Genomic DNA, 20,725 nt, shown 5'->3' on the forward strand with positions numbered 1-20,725 from the left:
CGGTTCCGGACAGACGTCCGGCACCGCGGCCGGGCCGGCGAGACTCGACACCGAGTGACTCGTGAACGACGTCCGCACCCCCTCACGGCGGCGGAAACTCTGCACGCGGCTCCCCACCGGCCTCCTTTCGGCCCCGCAGACGCCAAGCGCGCAGCAGCCGAAGGGGAAGCAGGCCCAGCGGTGCTCGCCGGCCCATGTCCGCCTGGTCCTCGCGGTCGAATGCCCGTGCGTAACGCTCGGCGTCCTGGGCCCTCGGATATCGCTTGCTTCCTTCCGCTCCGCACCCACGCGCGCAGTGCCAGAGCATCGTGTCGCCCTCGTGGAGGAAGCGAAAACGGTGTCCCAGAAGGTGGCAGCGCAGCACAGAAGACCACTCTATGTGGACCGGTCCGTTCCAGCCTGTTCTGTCCCTCTCCGGGCAACAGCCCATGGCCCTGAACGAGGAGGCATGGCATGACCACCACCGCCGAGTTCGGCGTCGTCACGACGAAGGTCCCGGCCCGGCTTGACCGGCTGCCGTGGTCCCGATTCCATTGGCGGATCGTCATCGGTCTGGGAGCCGTCTGGATTCTGGACGGACTCGAAGTGACGATCGTCGGAGCGGTTGCCGCCCGTATGACCGAGCCGGGCAGCGGCATCAACCTGACCAGCGGCGACATAGGCACTGCCGCCGCCATCTATGTGGCCGGCGCATGTGCGGGCGCTCTCCTGTTCGGGAGGCTCACCGACCGCTACGGGCGCAAGAAGCTGTTCATGCTCACGCTCGGCATCTATATCCTCGCCACCGTCGCGACCGCGTTCGCCCACGACGCCTGGTACCTCTACCTCGCCCGGTTCATCACCGGTATGGGCATCGGCGGAGAGTATGCCGCCATCAACTCGGCCATCGACGAGCTGATTCCCGCCCGCAACCGCGGCCAGGTGGATCTGGCCATCAACGGCAGCTACTGGGTCGGTGCGGCGCTCGGCAGCCTGGTCGCTGTGCTGCTTCTCAACGAGAGTCTGCTGGCAGCCGACCTCGGCTGGCGGCTGGCCTTCGGCCTGGGCGGCACCCTGGGCCTGGGCATCATGCTGGTACGCCGCCACGTACCGGAGAGTCCGCGCTGGCTGTTCATCCACGGGCATCAAGCCGAGGCTGAACGCATCGTCGACCGGATCGAGGCCGAGGTCCGCCAGGAGACCGGCCGCGAGCTGCCGGAACCGGGCGAGGCGGTCACCGTACGGCAGCGCGCCGTGATCCCGTTCACGGAGATCGCCGTCGTGGCTCTGCGGCGGTACCCGCGTCGCGCCGTTCTCGGTCTGGCGCTCTTCATCGGACAGGCGTTCCTGTACAACGCGATCGTCTTCGACCTGGGCACGATCCTGAACGGCTTCTTCGACATCGGCTCCGGCTCGATCCCCTACTTCCTGGCCCTCTTCGCGATCGCCAACTTCCTCGGACCACTCCTTCTCGGCCGACTGTTCGACACCATTGGCAGAAAGCCGATGATCGCGGGCACCTACTTCGGCTCGGCAGTCGTGGCAGCCGTGCTCGCCGTCCTGCTGATCAGCGGCTCCCTGACGACATGGTGGTTCTTCCTGCTGGTCTCGCTGACCTTCTTCGTGGCGTCCGCGGGAGCGAGTTCGGCCTACCTGACGGTGAGTGAGGTTTTCCCCATGGAAACCCGAGCCCTGTCCATCTCGCTGTTCTTCGCGATCGGCACGGCCGTGGGCGGAATCACCGGCCCGCTGCTGTTCGGCCACTTGATTCACAGTGGCGATGCCGATCTGGTGGCCGTCGGTTTCCTCGTCGGAGCGGCAGCCATGGCGCTGGGCGGACTGGCCGAGGTCTTCTTCGGTGTCCAGGCCGAACAGCAGTCCCTGGAGAACATCGCCCGGCCGCTCACCGCCGAGGAAACCGAAGCAGCCTGGCGCAACGAGCCCGCGCCACAGGACGCGCGAGACCGCGTCCGGCCCGCGCACGTCCGGCAGGCCGCGCACGAGCGGGAACTGCGGATCGCCGACCGCACCGGCCGCCGCCGGGAGCGGGAGCGCGCCGGAGCCCGCCGCTACCGCCCGGGCACGGGACCGGGCAGCACCCTGTACTCGCCGGGGATGGCCGGCACCGCGGGTACGGCAAGCCGTACGTCCGCCATGGCCGAACAACGCCTCGACGACGAGATCGAACAGATCACCCACACGCTCCGAGAAGCCGGCCCGACCAGCCGCGACCGACTCGAACAGGCCGTGGGCGGCCGTTCCTGGGGCCCCGGTCGCTTCCGCCGTGCCCTGCGTGCGTCCGTGCGGGAGTCCCGGGCCGAGAGCCTTGCGGACGGCAGCTACGCGCCGACGCACGGACCCGGACGGCCCGGCAGTGCACCGGGCGATCCCCATGACCAGCGGTGACCGGAGCGGGCAGGAGGAAGGCAGCGATGAAATACGACGGGTTCCTCGCCCGTGTACGCGAGCGAGGCGAATACAACGACCAGGACGAAGCCGCGAACGTCACCAACGCCGTGCTGGAAGTGCTGGCCCAACGGATCAGTCCGGGAGAGGTCAAGGACCTCGCATCCCAGCTGCCCGGCCCGCTGGGACAGGTTCTTGACCATGCCACGCCGCAGCAGGCGCAGAGCTTCGGGATCGAAGAGTTCTACCGCCGGGTCGCCGAGCGCACCAATGCCCGGCCGCGTACGGCGCAGTGGGACGCCAGTGCGGTCCTGACCACTGTTGCCGACGCTGTCACCGGCGGAGAACTGAACCAGATCATCAGCCAGCTCCCCTCCAGTTACGCGGTCCTGTTCGGCAAGGCCGACCTCGCCGACTGAGCCCGTGAGGCGCCCAGAACGGAGGGCCCAATGGGCCAAAGACCGGCGCAAGCAGTCGTACGCGGCACTGCGGGCCGTGCTGTACCCGCTCCGGGATCGTCCTCCCGGTCGAGACGGCCGTACAGTCCGGCGCCCAGCTGCCGACCCTGGTCAGGGGCGTCCACCACGACGGCTGGAAGCCGGCCGGGACGCCCGTGAAGATGAGTGACGAGGAGTTCTGGGATCTCTGGAGCGCCATGTGAGCGCCGGCGAATGGCAGCACCTCAAATCCCGGTTGCCGACCTCGTTTGCCGCGCTCCTGCCGTGACCCCGGCGGAGGAGGTCATGAGCCGGCCCGACATGCGGTTACCGAGTGTGATGACCGTCGTCCGCCGGTCCTGCGGGATGGATTTCAGGTTCCGCTGCCGGAGTGTGCGACGGGTTCAAACCGCTGTGTCCGGATCTTCGCTTACCCTCGCAGTGATCGCCTGAGGCCCTGCCTGCGCGGGCCGGCGCCGCAGATTGCGGCGCCGGCCGCTTCCCGGAGACTGAGCTCCGCCCGGAAATCCACCGACGTAGCGGCTGCGTCCTCGGAGTCCGGCGCCACGGCTGCGCCTTCCGGCTCTTGCGGTCACGGATCAGGGGGCTGCCACTCGAACATCAGGATCGTGGCGTCGTCGCTGAGTTCGTTGTGCTGATGCTCGAGGATGGCATGGATGAGCAGGCGCAGCACTTCCGGGGCGCTCTGCCCCGCTGCGGTCGACCGGATGATGTAGTCGGTGAAGCGCTCCAGGCCGAACTCTTCGCCTGCATCATCGCGTGACTCCACGACGCCGTCTGAGTAGAGCAGTATCCGGTCACCGGGTTCGAGGCTGACGTCGTGCACCTGACGGGCGGTCCCGGCGAGGCTGGCGGGCAGACCCAAAGGAGGCTCAGGTGCCCGCTCCAAGGCCCTGTGGAGCAGGCGATGGCGACGGATGAGCAACGGAGGCGGGTGGCCGCAGTTGCACCATCGCAGCACACCGGTGGGCATGTGCAACTGGGTGAAGACCCCCGTGCAGAACTGCTCCGGAAGCCACTTCGCCAACGCCTCGTCCATAGTGCCCACGAGTTCGTTCAGGTCTGCCCCGCTGCGCCGGGCGTTACGGCAGCCTGCCATGGCGACAGAGGTGGCAAGTCCAGACGCCAGATCGTGCCCCATGCCGTCAAGGACTGTGGCGTGCAGAACGTCCTCGGTGAACGCATGGTCGAAAGCATCGCCGCCCAGCTCGTACGCAGGCTCCACGACCGCCGTCGACACGACCCGCCCGGTGCCGATCGACCGGGGAGGGAGAAAGGCCCTCACCATCTCCGTGGGCAGGTGCATCGGCCTGGTACGCATGCGCTGCGCGATGGTGTCGCTGTAGGTGCGCTTGGACGTGATGACCAGTGCCAGGAGCAGCGCCGCCGTTCGGCAGCGCCGGAGCTTGAGCCCGTCCAGAGTGCTCATGTTCAGCTCCACGACGCCCAGGCGCTCCGCTCCGTCGGCCAGGGGCAGCCACACGTTCAGCCCCCCGGAGGGGGTTTCCTCCACTCGGAGAGAGTCGGTGCGGTAGGCCCATCCGGCCAGCGAAGTGTCGAGCTCCAGTTCCGGCTCGCCTTCGACAAACGGCACCAGCAGTCCTTGCTGGATGTCGACCAGATAGACAACGGCCCTGCCCAAGCCCATGGCCTCGGTATACCGGTTCAGGACCAAGGGCAGTTCCCCGGGTGATGCAAGCTGGGCCGCCCTGACCAGTTCATCCAGCAGCCGCTCCCCGTACCCGACGGACACGTTCCTGTCCATGTGCCTTCGATGATCCCTTCGAGTACGAGCCGCCACGATCCGAGCTCTCCGACACTCGAGCCGTGGGCTGATCAGCCTGGAGGACTGGGGCTTGCCCGGATCGGCCGGGCATCGGGATCGGCTGGCGACACCAGCCGGTCGGGGATCGGGCAGACCCCCGCAAGCCGCACAGCGGTCTGGTCCAGCACCCGGCGGGTACCCGCCGCGGTCTCGGCCGGCTCACCGACCGGAACCGCTTTCGGCAGCACCCTGGACGTGGACGAGGGCCTGCGGCGAGCCAGCAGGTCGTTGCGGCAGCCGAGAAGCAGAACGCGCTGACGCTGGTCGGCCGTGGCCTGCACCGCTGTTCCGGTCGCCACTCACAGCAGGAGGTCGAAGACGGCTCGAGCCTCGTCCCAGTGCTGGGTCTGGGGGTTTTTCAGGTCAGGGTGGAGGGTTTTGAAGCTCTGGGCAAGGGCCAGACCGAGTCCGCCGATGATGTCCGGATAGGCCGCCTCGGTCTCCTCATCGGGCGTGCGGTCCAGAGCGGGATGGGTGGCGAGCTGTTCCAGGATCGGCTCGAGTTCTACTTCCTGGTCGATCTTCCGGAAGTGGTGAATGCTCTCCCGCAGGCCTTTCGTGATCGGCAGGTCACAGGTCCGGATGATGTCGCGCCCGTTGGCTTTGGCAGTGGCCTGGGCGACGGTCAGCAGATCGTAGAGCTTGGCGTCGACGAAGTCGCTGTACCGCTTGAGATCGTTCTTGTCGACGTTCAGTCCTGCGGCCGCGCGAAAGAACCTCTCGAATCTGGCGATGGACATCACGGTCATGACGACAACCTCCTGCGGGAGCCAGGTCGCTCCTGGCCCCTGGGCTTCCCGGTCAGCCTGGCCGACGGGGCACGCGAACGCATGCGCATGGCGGGGCCAAATAGCCTCCGTGGATTGCCCTGCCAGGCCCGTGCATCCGACTGCGCGTGTCGTCGGACGGGAGTGCGGACCGACAGCAGGGCCCGAGAGCGCTCGGCAGAGGCCGGGGAGCAGCAGCCAGGGCCGGTTGACGCGGCCCATCCCGCCCACCAGCCGCCCCCGGCGCCGGGCAGGACGTAGCGTTGTGCTCGCAGGCGGTCTGGATCTTCCCGCGTGGCAGGGCCTGCCGGACTCCGGCTCCCGGGGCGGACACCGAAGCGGGGTGGTCGGTGGCGCGGCGTGCGGTGCGTGCCGGGGTGGTGCCGGAGCGGGTGTTCGCGGTGGCGCACGTGATCGTGGCCCGGCGGTGGGAGCAGGCCCTGTGCTGGGAGACGAGGAGATATGGCCGTACAGCCTGCACCTGCTGGCGGAGGCCAGCGTGTCACGCGGCGTCGACGTTACCTGGGCGGCGTCCCTGGGCACTTGGGATCGCGGGGCAGCCGACGAGGAGGGCCCAGTCATGCAGGTGTCGTCTCAGGGCGTTACGGTCGTGGCTCTCCTGGCGGATCCGGACGTGCCGACGGAGATCGCGCAGCGCATGGCCCGGACACTTCCTGCTCGGCTCGCCGACAAGTCTGGCCAGGGGCGACGGTTCGACGTCGAGGTGGTCAGTGAGCCCTTCACCGCGGGGACCGAGGACCCGCCCACCCTGATGCGCCGGATCATGGACCGTGGGAGTGCGGAGAACTGGGACATCGTCGTGGCCCTCACCGACCTTCCGCTGCACTCGCACGGGCGCAAGCTCGCTGTGAATCTGAACCACGAACACGGCTTGGCACTGCTCTCTCTTCCTTCACTGGGGGGCTTGCGGCTGCAGACGAGGGCCCGGCGGGCCGTCGAAGAAGCCGTGCTTGGCTTGGCGGGCCCGCAGACCACCGGGGCTGAAGGACCTCCGCGAAGTCAGCCGCTTCTGGGGCCCTTCGTCAAACGTCTCGCGCCTATTCGTCCGGGCCCGAGCGGTGAGAAGGAGACCGACGATCTTCGGTACGTCGTCCGCGGGCCGCGCGGATACCTGCGGGTGCTCGTCGGTATGGTCCGCGCCAACCGGCCGTGGCGATTGGTTACGGGCTTGTCGAAAGCCCTGGCGGCCGCACTCGCCACGGGGGCCATCGCCACCCTGGACTCCACCACCTGGAGCCTCGCTGAGGCCCTGAGCGCGCCACGCCTCGTGATCGCCATGGTCGGGTCCGTCGGGCTCATGATCGGCTGGCTGATCGTAGACGGGGAGCTGTGGCATCGATCATCGGAAGGCTCGCCGGAGGCGAGGCAGAGGGCCAGGCTCTACAACGCCTCGACGGTCGTGACCGTGGGTATCGGGGTGCTGGTCTGCTATGTGGGTCTGATGGTCGTCAACTTGATGTGGGCGCTGTTCATCCTCAACGACCGAGTGTTCGCGTCCATGACGCGAACCCCGCTCCACGCCACGGAGTACTTGACGTTGTCCTGGTTCGTCGCTTCGGTCGCCACCGTGGGCGGCGCGCTGGGATCGGGCTTGGAGAGCGACGATGCGATCCGGGCAGCCGCCTACTCCAAGCGCGAACAGCAACGTCGCCACGCGCTCCGAGGCGACCACGGTGACCAGCCCTCGAAGTGAACCGATACCGCCACAGATGGCTCTGGACGCGCGTGCGGCATCGCCGCTCACCGCTGGTCGGCGTACCGGGCGTTCGAGCTCCACGCGGCGGCCCTTCGGCGACGCCGGGGCGTCCTGGCAGGGCAGGTCCGTCACCCTTCCTCAGCCGCTTCGCGACCTCCGTCGGCCATCCCGGATCGGTCCCGAGGGCGACGTCGAGCCGCTGGGGCTGAACAGCCGGCGTCGGAGGGTGTGGTCATCGCTCGCCGATGTACGCGAGGGTGTGCCGGTCTATGAGTGGAGGCCGGCCCGGGGGCGCGCGTCCCACGGACGAGACGTGCCCCTGACCTTCGGCGTCGGTAGCGACGCCGGAGCAGTCCCCTCGGCCGGCCCGGCGACCGCCCCGTCGGCGCGAGGCGGAGTGCAGGGGACGCATGGGGGAGATGAGGCGGTCTCCGGGCCCGCAACGCCGTGACGCGGCCGAGCGCAGGGTGAATCGAGGGAGCGCTTTCGGCCATTGATCTGACTCCCCGTCAGTTCTCGCGATTCTCCCGTTGCCCCCACAGGCGGGGCGGCAACAGTGAGGTCACAGGCCCTGGACCAGGGCCTGTGAGCCGCAGTCTGCCGTCCCCTCATGCCTGAGGAAACCATGACTCCCACCCCCCACCTCACCGAACTCGCCGCCCGCGTGGAGCGCCCCGCCCCCTTCCAGCCCGCGGCACATCCGCTTCTCCCTGACGCCGGTACCGCGACGGTGGACATCGTCGTTCCGGTATACAACGAGGAACGAGCACTGCCCGGCTGCCTGCGCACGCTCCATGCCCGGCTGTCCCAGGGCTTCCCCTTCCCCTGGCGGATCACCGTCGCCGACAACGCCAGTACCGACGAGACGCTCGCCACCGCCCGCCGCCTCGCGGACGAACTGCCCGGCGTCGGCGTCGTCCACCTGGACCGCAAGGGGCGCGGGCTTGCGCTGCGCACCGTCTGGGGCGCCAGCGACGCGGACATCGTGGCGTACATGGACGTGGACCTCTCCACCGGCCTCGACGGACTGCTCCCGCTGGTCGCGCCCCTGGCCAGCGGCCACTCGGACCTCGCGATCGGCTCCCGGCTGGCTTCCGGCGCACGCACGGTCCGCGGCCCGCGCCGCGAGTTCGTCTCCCGCTGCTACAACGGCATCATCCGGCTCACCCACGGAGTCCGCTTCACCGACGCCCAGTGCGGGTTCAAGGCGGCCCGCACGGACGTGCTCAGGCCGCTGCTGGAAGTGACCCGCGACGACGCATGGTTCTTCGACACCGAGCTGCTCCTGCTCGCCGAGCACAACGGACTGCGTATCCACGAGGTCCCGGTCGACTGGGTCGAGGACATCGACACCCGGGTGGATGTGGTGAGCACCGCCAGGGAAGACCTGCGGGGCCTGTGGCGCATGGCGCGGCTCAAGGCGGCCGGTGACGCCCGGGTCGAGGTGCGGGCGCGCCCCGAGCCGGCCGCCGAACACCCCGACGCCGTCCTCGCCCCCTCCACAGGACGCGGTGTGCTGTCGTGGGAGGTCGGCTGTTTCCTCGCGATCGGTGTCGTCTCCACGGTCGGACAGGCCTTGCTGTATTGGCTGTTGCGCGGTTGGTGGTCTCCGGCCGTCGCCAACCTGATCTCGTTGTTCGGCCTCACCGTCCTCAACACCGAAGCGAACCGCCGCCTCACCTTCCGGTACTCCGCCACCCCGCCCGCACGGGCGCACCTCGGTGCCGGGGGCCTGTTCCTCCTCGGCTATCTGGTCACCTCCGCTGCGGTGCTGTGGTTCAAGTGGCTCGACCCCGGTGCCTCGCCGGCCGCGGAGACGGCGGTCCTCGCCACGGCGTCGGTCGCGGTCACCTGCGTGCGTTTCGCCGTACTGCGGCTGGCTGTCTTCACCGACCCCCGTAGCCGTACCCGTTGACGAGAGCGAATCCCGACATGAGCGACTACGCGCACATCAGGCCCGCACCGGCGGCATCGACACACGACGGGAGGCGTACGAGTACGTCCGTCCGCTCGCTCCCCGCCTGGGCGGCACCCGCGGCGCTCGGAGCCGTCCTCGTGCTCGCGGCCGTCCTGTACGGCTGGGCACTGGGCTCCTTGGGCTGGGGCAACAGTTACTACTCGGCGGCCGTGAAGTCGATGGGAATGAGCTGGACCGACTTCCTCTTCGGCTCCTTCGACCCGGCCGGTGTGATCACGGTCGACAAGCCTCCGGCCGCGCTGTGGCCGCAGGTGGTCAGCAGCAAGATATTCGGGATGCACGGCTGGGCGCTGATCCTGCCGCAGGCGCTCGAAGGTGTGGCCGGGGTGCTGGTGCTGCACCGCACCGTGCGGCGCTGGGCGGGGGAGGGAGCGGCGCTGATCGCGGCTCTGGTGTTCACCCTGACGCCCATCACCGTGGCCATCAACCGGGACAACAACCCGGACACGCTGCTGGTCCTGCTGCTGGTGTCGGCGGCGTACGCGCTCACCCGCGCGCTGCAGGCCGAGGGCCGGGCCGCGACCTGGTGGCTGTGCGCGAGCGGCTTCCTGATCGGGTGCGGATTCCTCACCAAAATGCTCGCCGCCTGGATGGTCGTTCCCGCGTTCGCCGTCGCCTGGCTCGTGGGAGGAAGCTGCCCCTGGATACCGCGAGTGCGGCGTCTGCTGGGCGCGGGCGCCATCCTGGCGGCGTCCTCTCTGTGGTGGGTCGCCATGGTGGCCCTGTGGCCCGGCGACCGCCCCTACATCGGCGGCAGCGAGGACGGCTCGGCCTGGGACCTCGTGATCGGCTACAACGGCCTGGGCAGGGTCTTCGGTTCCAGCGACGGAACGCCCCAGGGCATGGGGGGCGGGGGCGGTTTCGCCGGCGGGTTCGGCGGCCAGTCCGGCCCGGGTCGGATGTTCGCCACGCAGGTGGGCGGTCAGATCAGCTGGCTGCTGCCGCTTTGCGCGCTGGCTCTCGCCGTCGCCGTCGCCGCGGCGGTGCTGCGCCGACGTGGGAAGCTGCCCGCCTCCGCCCTGCTCCCGGCCTCCGGCTGGCTGCTGTGGGTCACCTGGCTGGTGGTCTGCGCCGCCGTGTACTCGACTCAGAAGGGCATCTTCCACCCTTACTACACCACCCAGCTCGCGCCGGCCATCGCCGCTCTGTGCGGCGGACTGACGGCCGCCCTGGTCCGCGTGCACCGTGCGGGCCTGTGCTGGGCGCCACTGGCCGGCGTGGCAGGGGTCGCGGTGAGCGTGGTCTGGGCGGTGGTGCTGATCCGCCGTGAACCCGACTGGAACGGCTGGCTGGTGTGGCCGGTGCTGTTCGTGGGCTGCGCCGCCGTCGTCCTGCTGGGGCTCTCACGACGGCACGGCCGGTTGCTGACTGCTGCGGTGGGCACAGCGGTGGCGTCGGTACTGGTGGCCCCGGGAGCCTGGGCGTTGAGCGTGCCCGGCTCCACCACCATGGGCGGCTCCAACCCGATGGCCGGTCCGCAGACGCTCGGCTTCGGTGGAGGCGGCGACATGCCCCGGCAGAGTGGGAGCGGCGGCGACCTTCCGTCGGGCATGCCGTCCGGGATGCCGTCGAACATGCCTGGCCTCCCCGGCGGTGACGAGTCCTCGGCCTCGGGCGGACCCCCGTCCGGCGGAATGCCTTCTGGCATGCCCACGGGTGGAGCGAACGGCATGCCCGGTACGTCCGGAGGCTCGGGGAGTGCCCCGGGCGGGCGCGGTGGTCTCGGCGATGGGGAACTCACCGCTGACCAGCGCAAGATCCTTCAGTACGCTGTCGAGCACGCACCCGACGCACGCATCAAGCTCGCCGTCGAGGGGGGCGCCCTGTCCGCCAGCGCCTTCATCCTGGGCACCGACGAGAGGGTCATCGGCATGGGCGGCTTCACGAACAGCGACAACGCGCCGTCGGTGGCCCAGTTGAAGGAATGGACCAGGAACGGCGAACTACGCTACGTCCTGGGCTCCGCCACGAACGGCGGCGGCGTGCCGGGCCTGTCCGGCGGATACACCAAGCAGCGATCCGACTGGATCGCCGACCACTGCACCGAGGTTCCGGCGTCGGCATACGGCGGCAACTCCGGCACGTCGTCACAGAACAGCGGCGGCGGTGCGATGGGATTCGGAGGAAGCGACGTGCTCTACGACTGCGCCGCCAAGTAGCGACGCCCGAGCCACGGTCGCGACACGGCAGAACGGACCAGCAGACCCATGACCGAGCAGCCCGCAACCGCGCGGCCGCGACATCGGCTCCTCGTGGTCGAGGACGAGCCCAGCATTCGCACCTTGCTGGAGGCAACGCTTCGCCTGACCGGATACGAGGTGAGCAGCACGGACACCGGACAGGCGGCCCTCCTGGAGGTCGAACGCCTGAAACCGCATCTGCTGCTGCTGGACGTGATGCTGCCCGACCTGGACGGCTTCGAGGTGACCCGCAGGCTGCGGGCGGCGGGCGACGACTGTCCGATCCTGTTCCTGACCGCCCGCACAGGCACCGACGATCGCATCACCGGCCTCAGCGCCGGCGGGGACGACTACGTCGCCAAACCCTTCAGCATCGAGGAGGTGCTGCTGCGCATCGAGGCCATTCTGCGTCGCACGGCGCCGGCCGCCGCATGGCAGGCGGTCCAGAGTGTTCTGCGCTACGCCGACCTCGAACTCGACGAGGCCGCCCACGAGGTGCACCGCGCAGGGCAGTACATCGCCCTGTCTCCGACCGAGTTCAAGCTCCTGGCATACCTCCTGTCGAACGCGGGCCAGGTGGTGAGCAAGGTCCAGATCCTCGACCACGTCTGGAGCTACGACTTCGCGGGCGACTCGCGGATCATCGAAACGTACGTCAGGTACCTGCGCAGGAAGATCGACTGCTTCGAGCCGCCACTGATCCACACCGTGCGTGGCGTGGGTTACTGCCTGAGGCTTCCCCGCGACCACTCAGGGACGTCGGACCAGTGACCCGGTTCCTGCCCCGGCCGCCCAGGTCGGTGCGACGGCGCCTCGTCCTCGGCGCCACTCTGCTCGCCACCGCGGCAGTCCTGACCTCCCAGGCGATCGGCTTCGTGGTGCTTCGCTCCTGGCTGCTGGACCGCGTCGACGAGCAGCTCGTCGGGTTCCATCCGCCGGCTCCCGCCTACTACGACGCGCTCCAAGGCAGGCTCCCGCACTCGGGAGAACGTCCGGACGTGCTTCCCTCGGACTTCCACATCTACTTCTACGACTCCTCCGGGCGCCGTCTGAACAGCTCCCTGGGCTCCGAGACCAAGCCAGGACCTCGGTTGGCCGATCACGCGGAGGACCTCGGGCTGCAGGACGGGCACCCCGAGACCGTGCCCGCCATCAGTGGTGACGGCCGCTGGCGGGTGCTGCTGAACCCCGGTCCGGACGGCATGAGAGCGGTGGTCACCCTTCCGCTCGAGACCGTCGACGGCGCCACATCGAAGCTTCTGTGGCTGAACGCCGTGCTGCTCGCTGTCACGATCGTCGCCCTGATCGCCCTGGGCCGGTGGGTGGTTCGACTGGGGCTGCTGCCCCTGACCAGAATGGAACGGACGGCTCAGGACATCACCGCAGGCCGACTCGATCTGCGGCTGACCGACACCGATGCGTGTACCGAGATCGGACGACTCGGCCAGGTCCTGAACTCCATGCTCGACCGCCTGCAGAAGGCGCTGCTGGCCCGAGAGGCCTCGGAGGCCCGCCTGCGCCGGTTCGTCGCCGACGCCGGGCACGAACTGCGCACTCCGCTCACCGCCATCCAGGGCTACGCCCAACTCGCCCTCCGCCCTGAACCGCGCTCGGCCCTCGACCGAAACGAGGCCGACCGGTTCATCGCACAGAACGCGGAACGTATGAGTCTGCTCGTGGACGACCTCCAGTTGCTCGCGACCCTGGACAAAGAACCCTCCTACCGCAGGGAACGGGTCGACCTGCTGACCCTCGCGGCGGACGCCGTCAGCGCCGCCGCCGTACACAGCGAGGCCCACCCCGTCGACCTCGGCCCGCTGCACACCCCGGCCGATCCCACCGGAGCCGAGGAACTCGACGTCGCGGAGACTGTCGGCGACCCGCACCGTTTGCGTCAGATCGTGGAGAACCTGCTCTCCAACGCCCGCACCCACACCCCACCGGGCACCCGCGTCCACGTTCGCGTCGGCACGACCGAGGCGGGTGCCGGAACCGGAGGGACGGAGCGACCCGGACGCACCACCGCTTCACCGCCTCTGCCGGAGGGCCTGCCGATCACCGTGATCGAGGTGGCCGACGAAGGACCGGGCCTCGAACCCGCCGACGCCGAACTCGTCTTCGAGCGCTTCTACCGCGCCGACCCCGCCCGCTCCCGCATCCACGGCGGCAGCGGCCTCGGCCTGGCCATCGCCGCGACCATCGCCGAGGGCCACGGCGGCCGCCTCGAACTCGACACGGTCTCCGGCCGCGGCTGCACCTTCCGGCTGGTTCTGCCGGCAGCCGACTTTGGCCAGGAACCCCGCTGATCCCGCGCGTGTGCGGTGGCAACTCCCGCCCGAACACATTCTGCGGGCCATGGCGAGGCTCGGCCCCGAAGCTCGCCCGGACCCGTTCAAAGTGGGGCGATAGGCCGCCATACTGGACCGGCCAGGGGAGGGCCGGAAAGCAACGGGGGCGGCGGCGCACTATGGCTCAGAGCAGGGTGATCCAGGGCCGGTACCGGCTGCTGGACCGGATCGGGCGCGGTGGCATGGGCGAGGTGTGGCGGGCCCGTGACGAGTCCCTCGGCCGGCAGGTGGCCGTGAAGTGCCTCAAACCGATCGCCCCGCACCACGATCCGGCCTCCGGACGCGTCCTGCGGGAACGCTTCCGGCGTGAGGGCCGCGTCGCGGCCGCGCTCCAGCACCGCGGGGTGACGGTCGTCCACGACTTCGGTGACAGCGACGGTGTCCTCTTCCTGGTCATGGAGCTGCTCGACGGCAGCAACCTGTGCCAGTTGCTGGACGACAACGAGCGCCGGCCGCTGCCCGTCGCCGACGTCGTGGAGGTCGCCGACCAGGTCGCCGCGGCCCTCGCCTACACGCACCGGCAGGGCGTGGTGCACCGCGACCTGAAGCCCGCGAACATCGTGCGGCTCGCCGACGGCACGGTGAAGATCTGCGACTTCGGCATCGCCCGCCTCGGCCACGACATCGGCTTCACCTCCCGACTCACCGGCACCGGCATAGCCATGGGCACGCCGCACTACATGTCACCGGAGCAGATCGGCGGGGAGGAGGTCGACCAGCGCAGCGACCTCTACTCGCTGGGCTGTGTGCTGTACGAGATCGCCACCGGGGCCCCGCCGTTCGACCTGGACGACCCGTGGGCGATCCTCGTCGGCCACCGGGACACCCCGCCCCGGCCGCCGCGCGAACTCCGCCCGGACCTGCCCGACCACCTCGACCGGATCATCCTGGACCTGCTGGCGAAACGGCCCGACCAGCGTCCCCAGGACGCCCGTGAGATCGTCCGGCGCATCGCCGCGGGCCGCACCGCACCGTCGTACGTCCCGACCCTGGTGACGCCCCGGCCCGAGCTGCGGCCGCCCGGGCCCGCCGGCCGCGAGCCGCGGCTGCCGTCCTGGACACAGGGCATGACGACCGGTCACAAGGCCACCGGCGCCGCACTGCGGGTCACGCCGCCGGACGCGGGGGCGGCCCTGACCGGCGAGTGGATCCCCCGGCCGGCGCTCGGCGCGGTCCCCGCCCCGCCGGCCCCGGACCCGCCGTCCCCGCAGGCGCTCACCGCGCTCGCCGGACGGCACGGCGCGGGCCTGGGCCTGGGGCGGCTCGGCCGCTGGGCGGAGGCCGGGGAGGTGCACCGCGCCGTCGCCGCCGAACGCGCGCACCTGCTCGGCGCGGATCACCCCGAGACGCTCGCCAGCCGCTACGAGGTCGCCTTCACCCTGAGCCGCACCGGCCGCGCCGCCGACGCGCTGCGCGAGTACCAGCACGTGGCCGCCGCCCGTACCCGGGTGCTCGGCGCCGACCACGCCGACACGCTGGCCACCCGGCAGGAGATGGCCTACGTGCTCGGCCGGCTGGGCCGCCACTTCGACGCCCACCAGGTGTACGCCTCGGTCCTCGCCGCCCGGGTGCGTACGGCGGGCCCCGACCACCCCGACACCCTGCGCTGCCGCCACAACCTCGCCTTCAACCTCAGCAGGCTCGGCCGGCTGGAGGAGTCCTACCGGATGGCGAGCGAGGTCGCCGTGGCCCGCGCCCGCGTCCTGGGCCCCGCCCATCCGGACACCCTGGTCACCCGCTACGAGGTCGCCTACGCCCTGGGGCAGTTGGGCCGCTGGCCGGAAGCCCTCCAGACCTACCGCGAGGTCGCCGCGGCCCGTGCGCAGGCCCTCGGCCCCGACCACCCCGACACCCTCGCCGCCCGCTACGAGACCGGCATCAGCCTCGGCCGCCTCGGCCGCAGCGCGGAGGCGCTCCGGCTCTACCGCGATCTCGTGGACGACCGCACCCGCATCCACGGCCCGGCGCACCCCGAGACCCTGCGGGCCCGCCACGGTCTCGGCGTCAACCTCGGCCGGCTGGGCCGCTGGGAGGAGGCTCTCGCCGAGTCCCGGGACGTGTGCGCCATCCGGGAGCGCGTGCTGGGCGCCGACCACCCCGACACGCTGGTCAGCCGCCGCGAGGTCGCCGTCGGCCTGGGCTGGCTGGGCCGCTGGACCGACGCCCTGACCGAGTACCGGCGGGTGGCCGCGGCCCGTGAGCACCTGCTGGGCGCCGACCACCCCGACACCCTCGCCGCCCGCAACGACGAGGCCCACTGCCTGGAGCGGCTCGGCCGGGGCCAGGAGGCGGTCGCGCTGTACCGGAGGGTGGCGGTACTGCAACAGCAGCGCGCGGCGGGCGGGGCGTAGGTCCTCAGACCCAGCCCAGCTCCGTGTACCGCCGCCCGGCGCGGATCCCGGCGACCGTCGCCCGCGCGTACCCCACCATCGGCTCCGGCAGCGCGTCCAGGGGCCACCAGTCCCAGCCGAGACACTTGTCCGGCTCCAGCAGCCGCGGCTCGCCCCGCCACCGCTCCGCACGGAACACCAGCTGGATCCGCGGCTGCGTCCCGGGAGAGTCGACGACGTGGACGACATGCGCCAGTTCGACGTCCGCCGCCGCGATCTCCAGGCCGGCCTCCTCCCGGGCCTCGCGGATCAGACAGGCGACGGCGGACTCCTGCTCGCAGTGACCGGCCAGGAAGTGGTGGTGCAGGGGCGCGAAGGGCGAGTCGGGGTGCCGCAGACCGAGCAGGATCCTGCCGTCGCGCTCCAGATAGAGGTGCACGCCGACGACGTTGAGGACGGTCTGCCGTGCGGGCGGCCCCGGGGCGGGCGCGGCGGGCGCGGTGGTCCCGCGGGGCTCGGGATCGGGCTCGGGCTCGGTGGTCATGCGTCCCCCTCGGGTCCAACACGGGTGCGGTGCCGCGTACTTGAGGCCATCATGATCGTATGGGAGCCGAGACCGCGTATCACGGAGAGATGGGCGAGGAGTTCGCCGCCCAGGTCACGAGGAGCGTCTACAACAGCTACACCGACCGTCCGGCCGTGCTGGGGCTCGCGGGTGACGTCGGCGGGCTGCGGGCGCTGGACCTCGGCTGCGGGGCGGGGCACTACGCCGCCGAGCTGCTGGAGCGGGGCGCGGCGACGGTCGTCGGCGTGGACGGCAGCGAGAGTCTGCTGCGCGTGGCGCGGGAGCGGCTCGGCGACCGGGCCGACCTGCACCGCCACGACCTGGAGGAGCCGCTGGCCTTTCTCGCGGACGAGACCTTCGACCTGGCGGTGCTGGCGCTGGTCTACCACCACGTCGAGAACCGGGAGGGGCTGCTCGCCGAGATCCGGCGCGTGCTGCGGCCGGGCGGCATCCTGCTCGTGTCCACCACCCACCCCACGGGCGACTGGCAGTACCGCGGCGGCTCCTACTTCACGGAGGACCGGGTCACGCTGCCCTTCGGCAACGGGCACGCCCTCAGCTACCGGCGGATGACGCTGGAGACCTTCCTCGGGGAGCTGCTCCGGGCCGGGTACGTCCTGGAGCGGCTGGTGGAGCCGCGGGCCACGGAGGAGGCGCGGGCGGTCGATTCCCGCAGGTACGAGAAGACCCACCGCACGCCGACCTTCCTGGCGGTCCGGCTGCGCCGGCCGTGACCACCTCTGGCCGACCTTGATCGGCTCGTGTTACGAAGAACCATGCCTGAACACGAGGGACACCAGGGACACGCGGGACACGCGGATCACCGGGGACACCGCGCCTACGACGCCGTGATCGTCGGCGGCGGCCACAACGGTCTGGTCGCCGCCGCCTATCTGGCCCGGGCCGGCCGGTCCGTGCTGGTGCTGGAACGGCTCGACCACACCGGCGGCGCCGCCGTCTCCACCCGCCCGTTCACTGGCGTGGACGCCCGGCTGTCCCGCTACTCGTACCTGGTCAGCCTGCTGCCGCAGAAGATCGTGCGGGACCTCGGGCTGGACTTCCGTGTCCAGGGCCGCACCATCTCCTCGTACACTCCCGTGGAGCGCGGCGGACTGCCCACCGGACTGCTCGTCGGCGGCGGCGAGCAACGCACCCGGGAGGCGTTCGCACGGCTGACCGGCGGCGAGCGCGAGTACGCGGCCTGGGAGCGCTTCTACGGCATGACCGGGCGCCTCGCCCGGCGGGTCTTCCCCACCCTCACCGAACCGCTGCCCACCCGGGACGAACTGCGCCGCCGTGTCGACGACGAGGAGGCCTGGCGGACCCTGTTCGAGGAGCCCGTCGGCGTCGCCGTCGAGGAGCGCTTCACGGACGACCTGGTGCGGGGCGTGGTCCTGACCGACGCCCTCATCGGGACCTTCGCCGACGCCCACGACCCCTCGCTCAAGCAGAACCGCTGCTTCCTCTACCACGTGATCGGCGGCGGCACCGGCGCCTGGGACGTACCGGTGGGCGGGATGGGCGCGCTGACCGACGCCCTCGCCACCGCCGCCCGGGAGGCGGGCGCCGTCCTGGCCACCGGGCACGAGGCCGTACGCATCGACACGGACGGCCGTACGGCGGAGGTCACCTACCGCACCGCCGACGGGGAGGGCGTCGCCATCGCCCGGCACGTCCTGGTGAACGCCTCCCCGCAGGCCCTCGCGGCCCTCACCGGCGACGCGCCGCCCACCCCCGCCGAGGGCGCCCAGCTCAAGGTGAACATGCTCCTGGAGCGCCTGCCCAGGCTGCGGGACAGCTCCGTCGACCCGCGCGAGGCGTTCGCCGGCACCTTCCACATCGCCGAGGGCTATCAGCAGCTCGCCACCGCCCACGCCCAGGCGACAGCCGGTGAACTGCCCGCCGCCCCGCCCTCGGAGATCTACTGCCACTCCCTGACCGACCCCACCATCCTCGGGCCGGACCTCGTGGCGCGGGGCTACCAGACGCTGACGCTGTTCGGTCTGCACACCCCTGCCCGGCTCTTCGAGCGGGACAACGACGCCGTGCGCGAGGAGCTCCTGAGGACGACCCTCGCCCAGCTCGACGCCCATCTCGCCGAGCCCCTCGCCGACTGCCTGGCCACGGACGCCGACGGCCGCCCCTGCATCGAGGCGCGGACCCCGCTGGACCTGGAACGCGACCTCGGGCTGCCCGGCGGCAACATCTTCCACCGCGACCTGGCCTGGCCGTATGCCCAGGAGGGCGCCGGCCGCTGGGGCGTGGAGACCCGGCACGCCAACGTGCTGCTGTGCGGCGCGGGCGCGGTGCGCGGGGGAGGGGTCAGCGGGGTGCCGGGACACAACGCGGCGATGGCGGTGCTGGAGGCGCCGGCCACCGGCTGAGCAGCGGCCCCGGGATCAGGCCCGCATGCCCCCGTCGACCCGCAGGACCGTGCCCGTGACGTAGGACGCCCGGTCGCTCAGCAGCCAGGCCGCGGCCTGGGCGATCTCGTCCGGGTCGGCGGCACGGCCCAGCGGGGTGAGCGCGTTGAGGTGGCCGACGATTCCCGGGGTGTCCGCCTCCCAGGCATCGATCATCTCCGTCAGCGTCGTACCGGGCGCGATCGCGTTGACGCGGATGCCCTCGGGGCCGTAGGTGGCGGCGGCCGACGCGGTCAGGCTGTTCAGAGCCCGCTTCGCCGCGCCGTACACGGGCAGGGCCGGGTTGGCCATCAGACTGCCGACGCTGGAGGTGTTCACGATGGCGCCGGTCCCGGAGGTGGCGCGGATCGCGGCGATCTGCGCCTTCATCGCCAGCCAGGGCCCCTTGAGGTTGACCGCGAGGACATGGTCGAAGTCGGTCTCCGGCAACTCCTCCATGGGGCCCGGCTGTTGAATGGTCGCCGCGTTGTTGAAGGCCACGTCGAGCCTGCCGTACAGCTCGACGGTCCGGTCGACGGCGGCACGGACGCTCGCCGGTTCGGCCAGGTCGCAGCGCACGTACTCCGCGGTGCCGCCGGCTGCCCGGATCTCCTCGGTCACGGCCTTGAGCTGGTTCTCCGTGCGGGCCGCGAGGAGCACCCGGGCGCCTTCCCGGGCGAACAGCCGTGCCGCGGCGGCGCCGATGCCGCGGCCGGCGCCGCTGACGAAGGCGACCTTGTCGGCGAGCAGGCCCGCGGCGGGGTGGGACGGGGTGCTGGTCGTTGTGTTGTGGTTCATGCCGACGAGCCTGCGCCCGGCCGCGCCGCTCATCCAGGCACAGCCGGTACCTGGCTGGGCGCACGGCGGTCCGCGCACACTGGGGACGTGGACCGACGAGAACTGGCCGACTTCCTGCGCGGCCGACGCGAGCGCGTCACCCCTGCCGACGTGGGGCTGCCCGCCGGCTCGCGCCGACGCACCCCCGGGCTGCGCCGCGAGGAGGTGGCCCAGCTGGCGTTCATCTCGACCGAGTACTACACCCGACTGGAGCAGGCCCGTGCCCCGCACCCGTCCCGAGAGGTGCTGGCCCAGATCGCCCGCGCCCTGCGGCTGTCGGACGCCGAGCGCGACCACCTCCACCACCTCGCGGGCACACCGCCCGGCCCCCCGCCCGGCCCCTCGCGCGAGGTACGGCAGAGCATCGTCGACCTGCTGCACCGGCTGCCGCAGGCCGCGGCGATCGTCCTGTCGGCGACCTACGAGGTCATCGCGTGGAACGATCTGGCCGCCGCCCTGCTGGAGGACTTCTCCGCTCTGCCGCGGCGCGACCGCAACCTCGTCCGGCGGGCCTTCCTGGAGCCCTGGCGCAGCGGTACGAGGCTGTTCAGCGTGTCCGACGCCGACGAGTTCGCCCGGACAGCGGCCCAGCACCTGCGCGGCGCCGCCGGCCGCTACCCGGGCGACCCCGAACTGACCGCGCTGATCGACGAACTCCTCACCGGCAGCGCCGAGTTCGCCGCGCTGTGGGCGGCCCACGAGGTGACCGCGCGGCCCACCCTGTGCAAGACCTTCGACCACCCCCTCGTCGGTCTCGTCACCGTGAACTGCGATGTCCTGGACATCACCGACCGCGACCAGCGGGTGGTCATCTACACGGCCGCCCCGGGCTCGCCGTCCGAGGAGGCGCTGCGTCTGCTCTCGGTCGTGGGCACCCAGCGGATGAACGTGCCCGGCTGAGGACAGCAAATCTGACGGAGTATCAGAAAGAGG

General features: G+C 71.0%; 15 protein-coding genes and 1 pseudogene. 12 read left to right on the forward strand and 4 right to left on the reverse strand.

Annotation, left to right across the window (positions count from 1 at the left end; genetic code table 11):
- The first annotated feature begins 453 nt into the window (after positions 1–453).
- Positions 454–2,385 (forward strand): MFS transporter, encoded by a 1,932-nt coding sequence (locus OHU34_RS38555; protein WP_405770853.1) that lies wholly within the window; start codon positions 454–456, stop codon positions 2,383–2,385.
- A gap of 26 nt (positions 2,386–2,411) precedes the next feature.
- Entirely contained in the window at positions 2,412–2,804 is a 393-nt protein-coding gene (locus OHU34_RS38560; RefSeq protein ID WP_405770856.1) for a DUF2267 domain-containing protein, read from the forward strand.
- A gap of 610 nt (positions 2,805–3,414) precedes the next feature.
- Here OHU34_RS38560 and OHU34_RS38565 read toward each other — a convergent pair.
- Positions 3,415–4,608 carry a PP2C family protein-serine/threonine phosphatase gene (locus tag OHU34_RS38565; RefSeq protein WP_142268809.1) on the reverse strand — a complete coding sequence of 398 codons (1,194 nt, stop codon included), beginning with the start codon at positions 4,606–4,608 and terminating at the stop codon, positions 3,415–3,417.
- A 359-nt stretch (positions 4,609–4,967) separates the two neighbouring features.
- Positions 4,968–5,417, reverse strand: a complete 450-nt coding sequence (locus OHU34_RS38570; protein ID WP_142268807.1) for a DUF1931 family protein — start codon at positions 5,415–5,417, stop codon at positions 4,968–4,970.
- A gap of 460 nt (positions 5,418–5,877) precedes the next feature.
- Between OHU34_RS38570 and OHU34_RS38575 the strand changes: the two genes are divergently transcribed.
- The 7 genes and pseudogenes from OHU34_RS38575 (at position 5,878) to OHU34_RS38605 (ending at position 16,009) form a co-directional block, all read left to right on the forward strand.
- Entirely contained in the window at positions 5,878–7,149 is a 1,272-nt protein-coding gene (locus tag OHU34_RS38575; RefSeq protein ID WP_230197049.1) for a hypothetical protein, read from the forward strand.
- 628 nt (positions 7,150–7,777) lie between these two features.
- Entirely contained in the window at positions 7,778–9,067 is a 1,290-nt protein-coding gene (locus OHU34_RS38580) for a glycosyltransferase (RefSeq protein ID WP_142268806.1), read from the forward strand.
- A gap of 17 nt (positions 9,068–9,084) precedes the next feature.
- Entirely contained in the window at positions 9,085–11,289 is a 2,205-nt protein-coding gene (locus tag OHU34_RS38585; protein WP_142268805.1) for a glycosyltransferase family 39 protein, read from the forward strand.
- Between the two features lie 48 nt (positions 11,290–11,337).
- Positions 11,338–12,081, forward strand: a complete 744-nt coding sequence (locus tag OHU34_RS38590) for a response regulator transcription factor (RefSeq protein ID WP_142268804.1) — start codon at positions 11,338–11,340, stop codon at positions 12,079–12,081.
- The gene (locus tag OHU34_RS38595) at positions 12,078–13,616 is read left to right on the forward strand and encodes a cell wall metabolism sensor histidine kinase WalK (RefSeq protein ID WP_142268803.1); all 1,539 of its coding nucleotides are present in this window, start codon (positions 12,078–12,080) and stop codon (positions 13,614–13,616) included. The genes OHU34_RS38590 and OHU34_RS38595 overlap by 4 nt, the downstream gene beginning before the upstream one ends.
- 1 nt (position 13,617) lies before the next feature.
- A pseudogene (locus OHU34_RS38600) lies at positions 13,618–13,719 on the forward strand (DUF2236 domain-containing protein); the annotation flags it as partial.
- 58 nt (positions 13,720–13,777) lie between these two features.
- Positions 13,778–16,009, forward strand: a complete 2,232-nt coding sequence (locus OHU34_RS38605) for a tetratricopeptide repeat-containing serine/threonine-protein kinase (protein WP_142268802.1) — start codon at positions 13,778–13,780, stop codon at positions 16,007–16,009.
- A gap of 4 nt (positions 16,010–16,013) precedes the next feature.
- On the opposite strand, the gene OHU34_RS38610 is transcribed toward OHU34_RS38605, so the two are convergent.
- Positions 16,014–16,532 (reverse strand): NUDIX domain-containing protein, encoded by a 519-nt coding sequence (locus OHU34_RS38610; RefSeq protein ID WP_142268801.1) that lies wholly within the window; start codon positions 16,530–16,532, stop codon positions 16,014–16,016.
- 59 nt (positions 16,533–16,591) lie between these two features.
- Between OHU34_RS38610 and OHU34_RS38615 the strand changes: the two genes are divergently transcribed.
- The gene (locus OHU34_RS38615) at positions 16,592–17,287 is read left to right on the forward strand and encodes a class I SAM-dependent methyltransferase (protein WP_142268800.1); all 696 of its coding nucleotides are present in this window, start codon (positions 16,592–16,594) and stop codon (positions 17,285–17,287) included.
- A 42-nt stretch (positions 17,288–17,329) separates the two neighbouring features.
- Positions 17,330–18,937, forward strand: coding sequence for an NAD(P)/FAD-dependent oxidoreductase (locus tag OHU34_RS38620; protein WP_142268799.1), 1,608 nt, complete (start codon positions 17,330–17,332; stop codon positions 18,935–18,937).
- A 15-nt stretch (positions 18,938–18,952) separates the two neighbouring features.
- Here the strand turns inward: OHU34_RS38620 and OHU34_RS38625 are convergent, their stop codons facing one another.
- Positions 18,953–19,786 (reverse strand): SDR family NAD(P)-dependent oxidoreductase, encoded by an 834-nt coding sequence (locus OHU34_RS38625; RefSeq protein WP_200840014.1) that lies wholly within the window; start codon positions 19,784–19,786, stop codon positions 18,953–18,955.
- Between the two features lie 54 nt (positions 19,787–19,840).
- On the opposite strand from OHU34_RS38625, the gene OHU34_RS38630 reads away from it, so the two are divergent.
- Positions 19,841–20,692: a helix-turn-helix transcriptional regulator gene (locus OHU34_RS38630; RefSeq protein WP_230193761.1), complete on the forward strand. Its 852-nt coding sequence runs from the start codon at positions 19,841–19,843 to the stop codon at positions 20,690–20,692.
- The last annotated feature ends 33 nt before the right edge of the window (positions 20,693–20,725 follow it).

The sequence above is a fragment of the Streptomyces sp. NBC_00080 genome (genome assembly GCF_045041255.1).
Taxonomy (GTDB): Bacteria; Actinomycetota; Actinomycetes; order Streptomycetales; family Streptomycetaceae; genus Streptomyces; species Streptomyces coriariae.

Excerpts from the sequence above, each read along its gene's own strand:
- OHU34_RS38555 (WP_405770853.1), top strand. The coding sequence starts at position 454 with ATGACCACCACCGCCGAGTTCGGCGTCGTCACGACGAAGGTCCCGGCC.
- OHU34_RS38560 (WP_405770856.1), top strand. The coding sequence starts at position 2,412 with ATGAAATACGACGGGTTCCTCGCCCGTGTACGCGAGCGAGGCGAATAC.
- OHU34_RS38565 (WP_142268809.1), bottom strand. The coding sequence starts at position 4,608 with ATGGACAGGAACGTGTCCGTCGGGTACGGGGAGCGGCTGCTGGATGAA.
- OHU34_RS38570 (WP_142268807.1), bottom strand. The coding sequence starts at position 5,417 with ATGACCGTGATGTCCATCGCCAGATTCGAGAGGTTCTTTCGCGCGGCC.
- OHU34_RS38580 (WP_142268806.1), top strand. The coding sequence starts at position 7,778 with ATGACTCCCACCCCCCACCTCACCGAACTCGCCGCCCGCGTGGAGCGC.
- OHU34_RS38585 (WP_142268805.1), top strand. The coding sequence starts at position 9,085 with ATGAGCGACTACGCGCACATCAGGCCCGCACCGGCGGCATCGACACAC.
- OHU34_RS38590 (WP_142268804.1), top strand. The coding sequence starts at position 11,338 with ATGACCGAGCAGCCCGCAACCGCGCGGCCGCGACATCGGCTCCTCGTG.
- OHU34_RS38605 (WP_142268802.1), top strand. The coding sequence starts at position 13,778 with ATGGCTCAGAGCAGGGTGATCCAGGGCCGGTACCGGCTGCTGGACCGG.
- OHU34_RS38610 (WP_142268801.1), bottom strand. The coding sequence starts at position 16,532 with ATGACCACCGAGCCCGAGCCCGATCCCGAGCCCCGCGGGACCACCGCG.
- OHU34_RS38615 (WP_142268800.1), top strand. The coding sequence starts at position 16,592 with ATGGGAGCCGAGACCGCGTATCACGGAGAGATGGGCGAGGAGTTCGCC.
- OHU34_RS38620 (WP_142268799.1), top strand. The coding sequence starts at position 17,330 with ATGCCTGAACACGAGGGACACCAGGGACACGCGGGACACGCGGATCAC.
- OHU34_RS38625 (WP_200840014.1), bottom strand. The coding sequence starts at position 19,786 with ATGAGCGGCGCGGCCGGGCGCAGGCTCGTCGGCATGAACCACAACACA.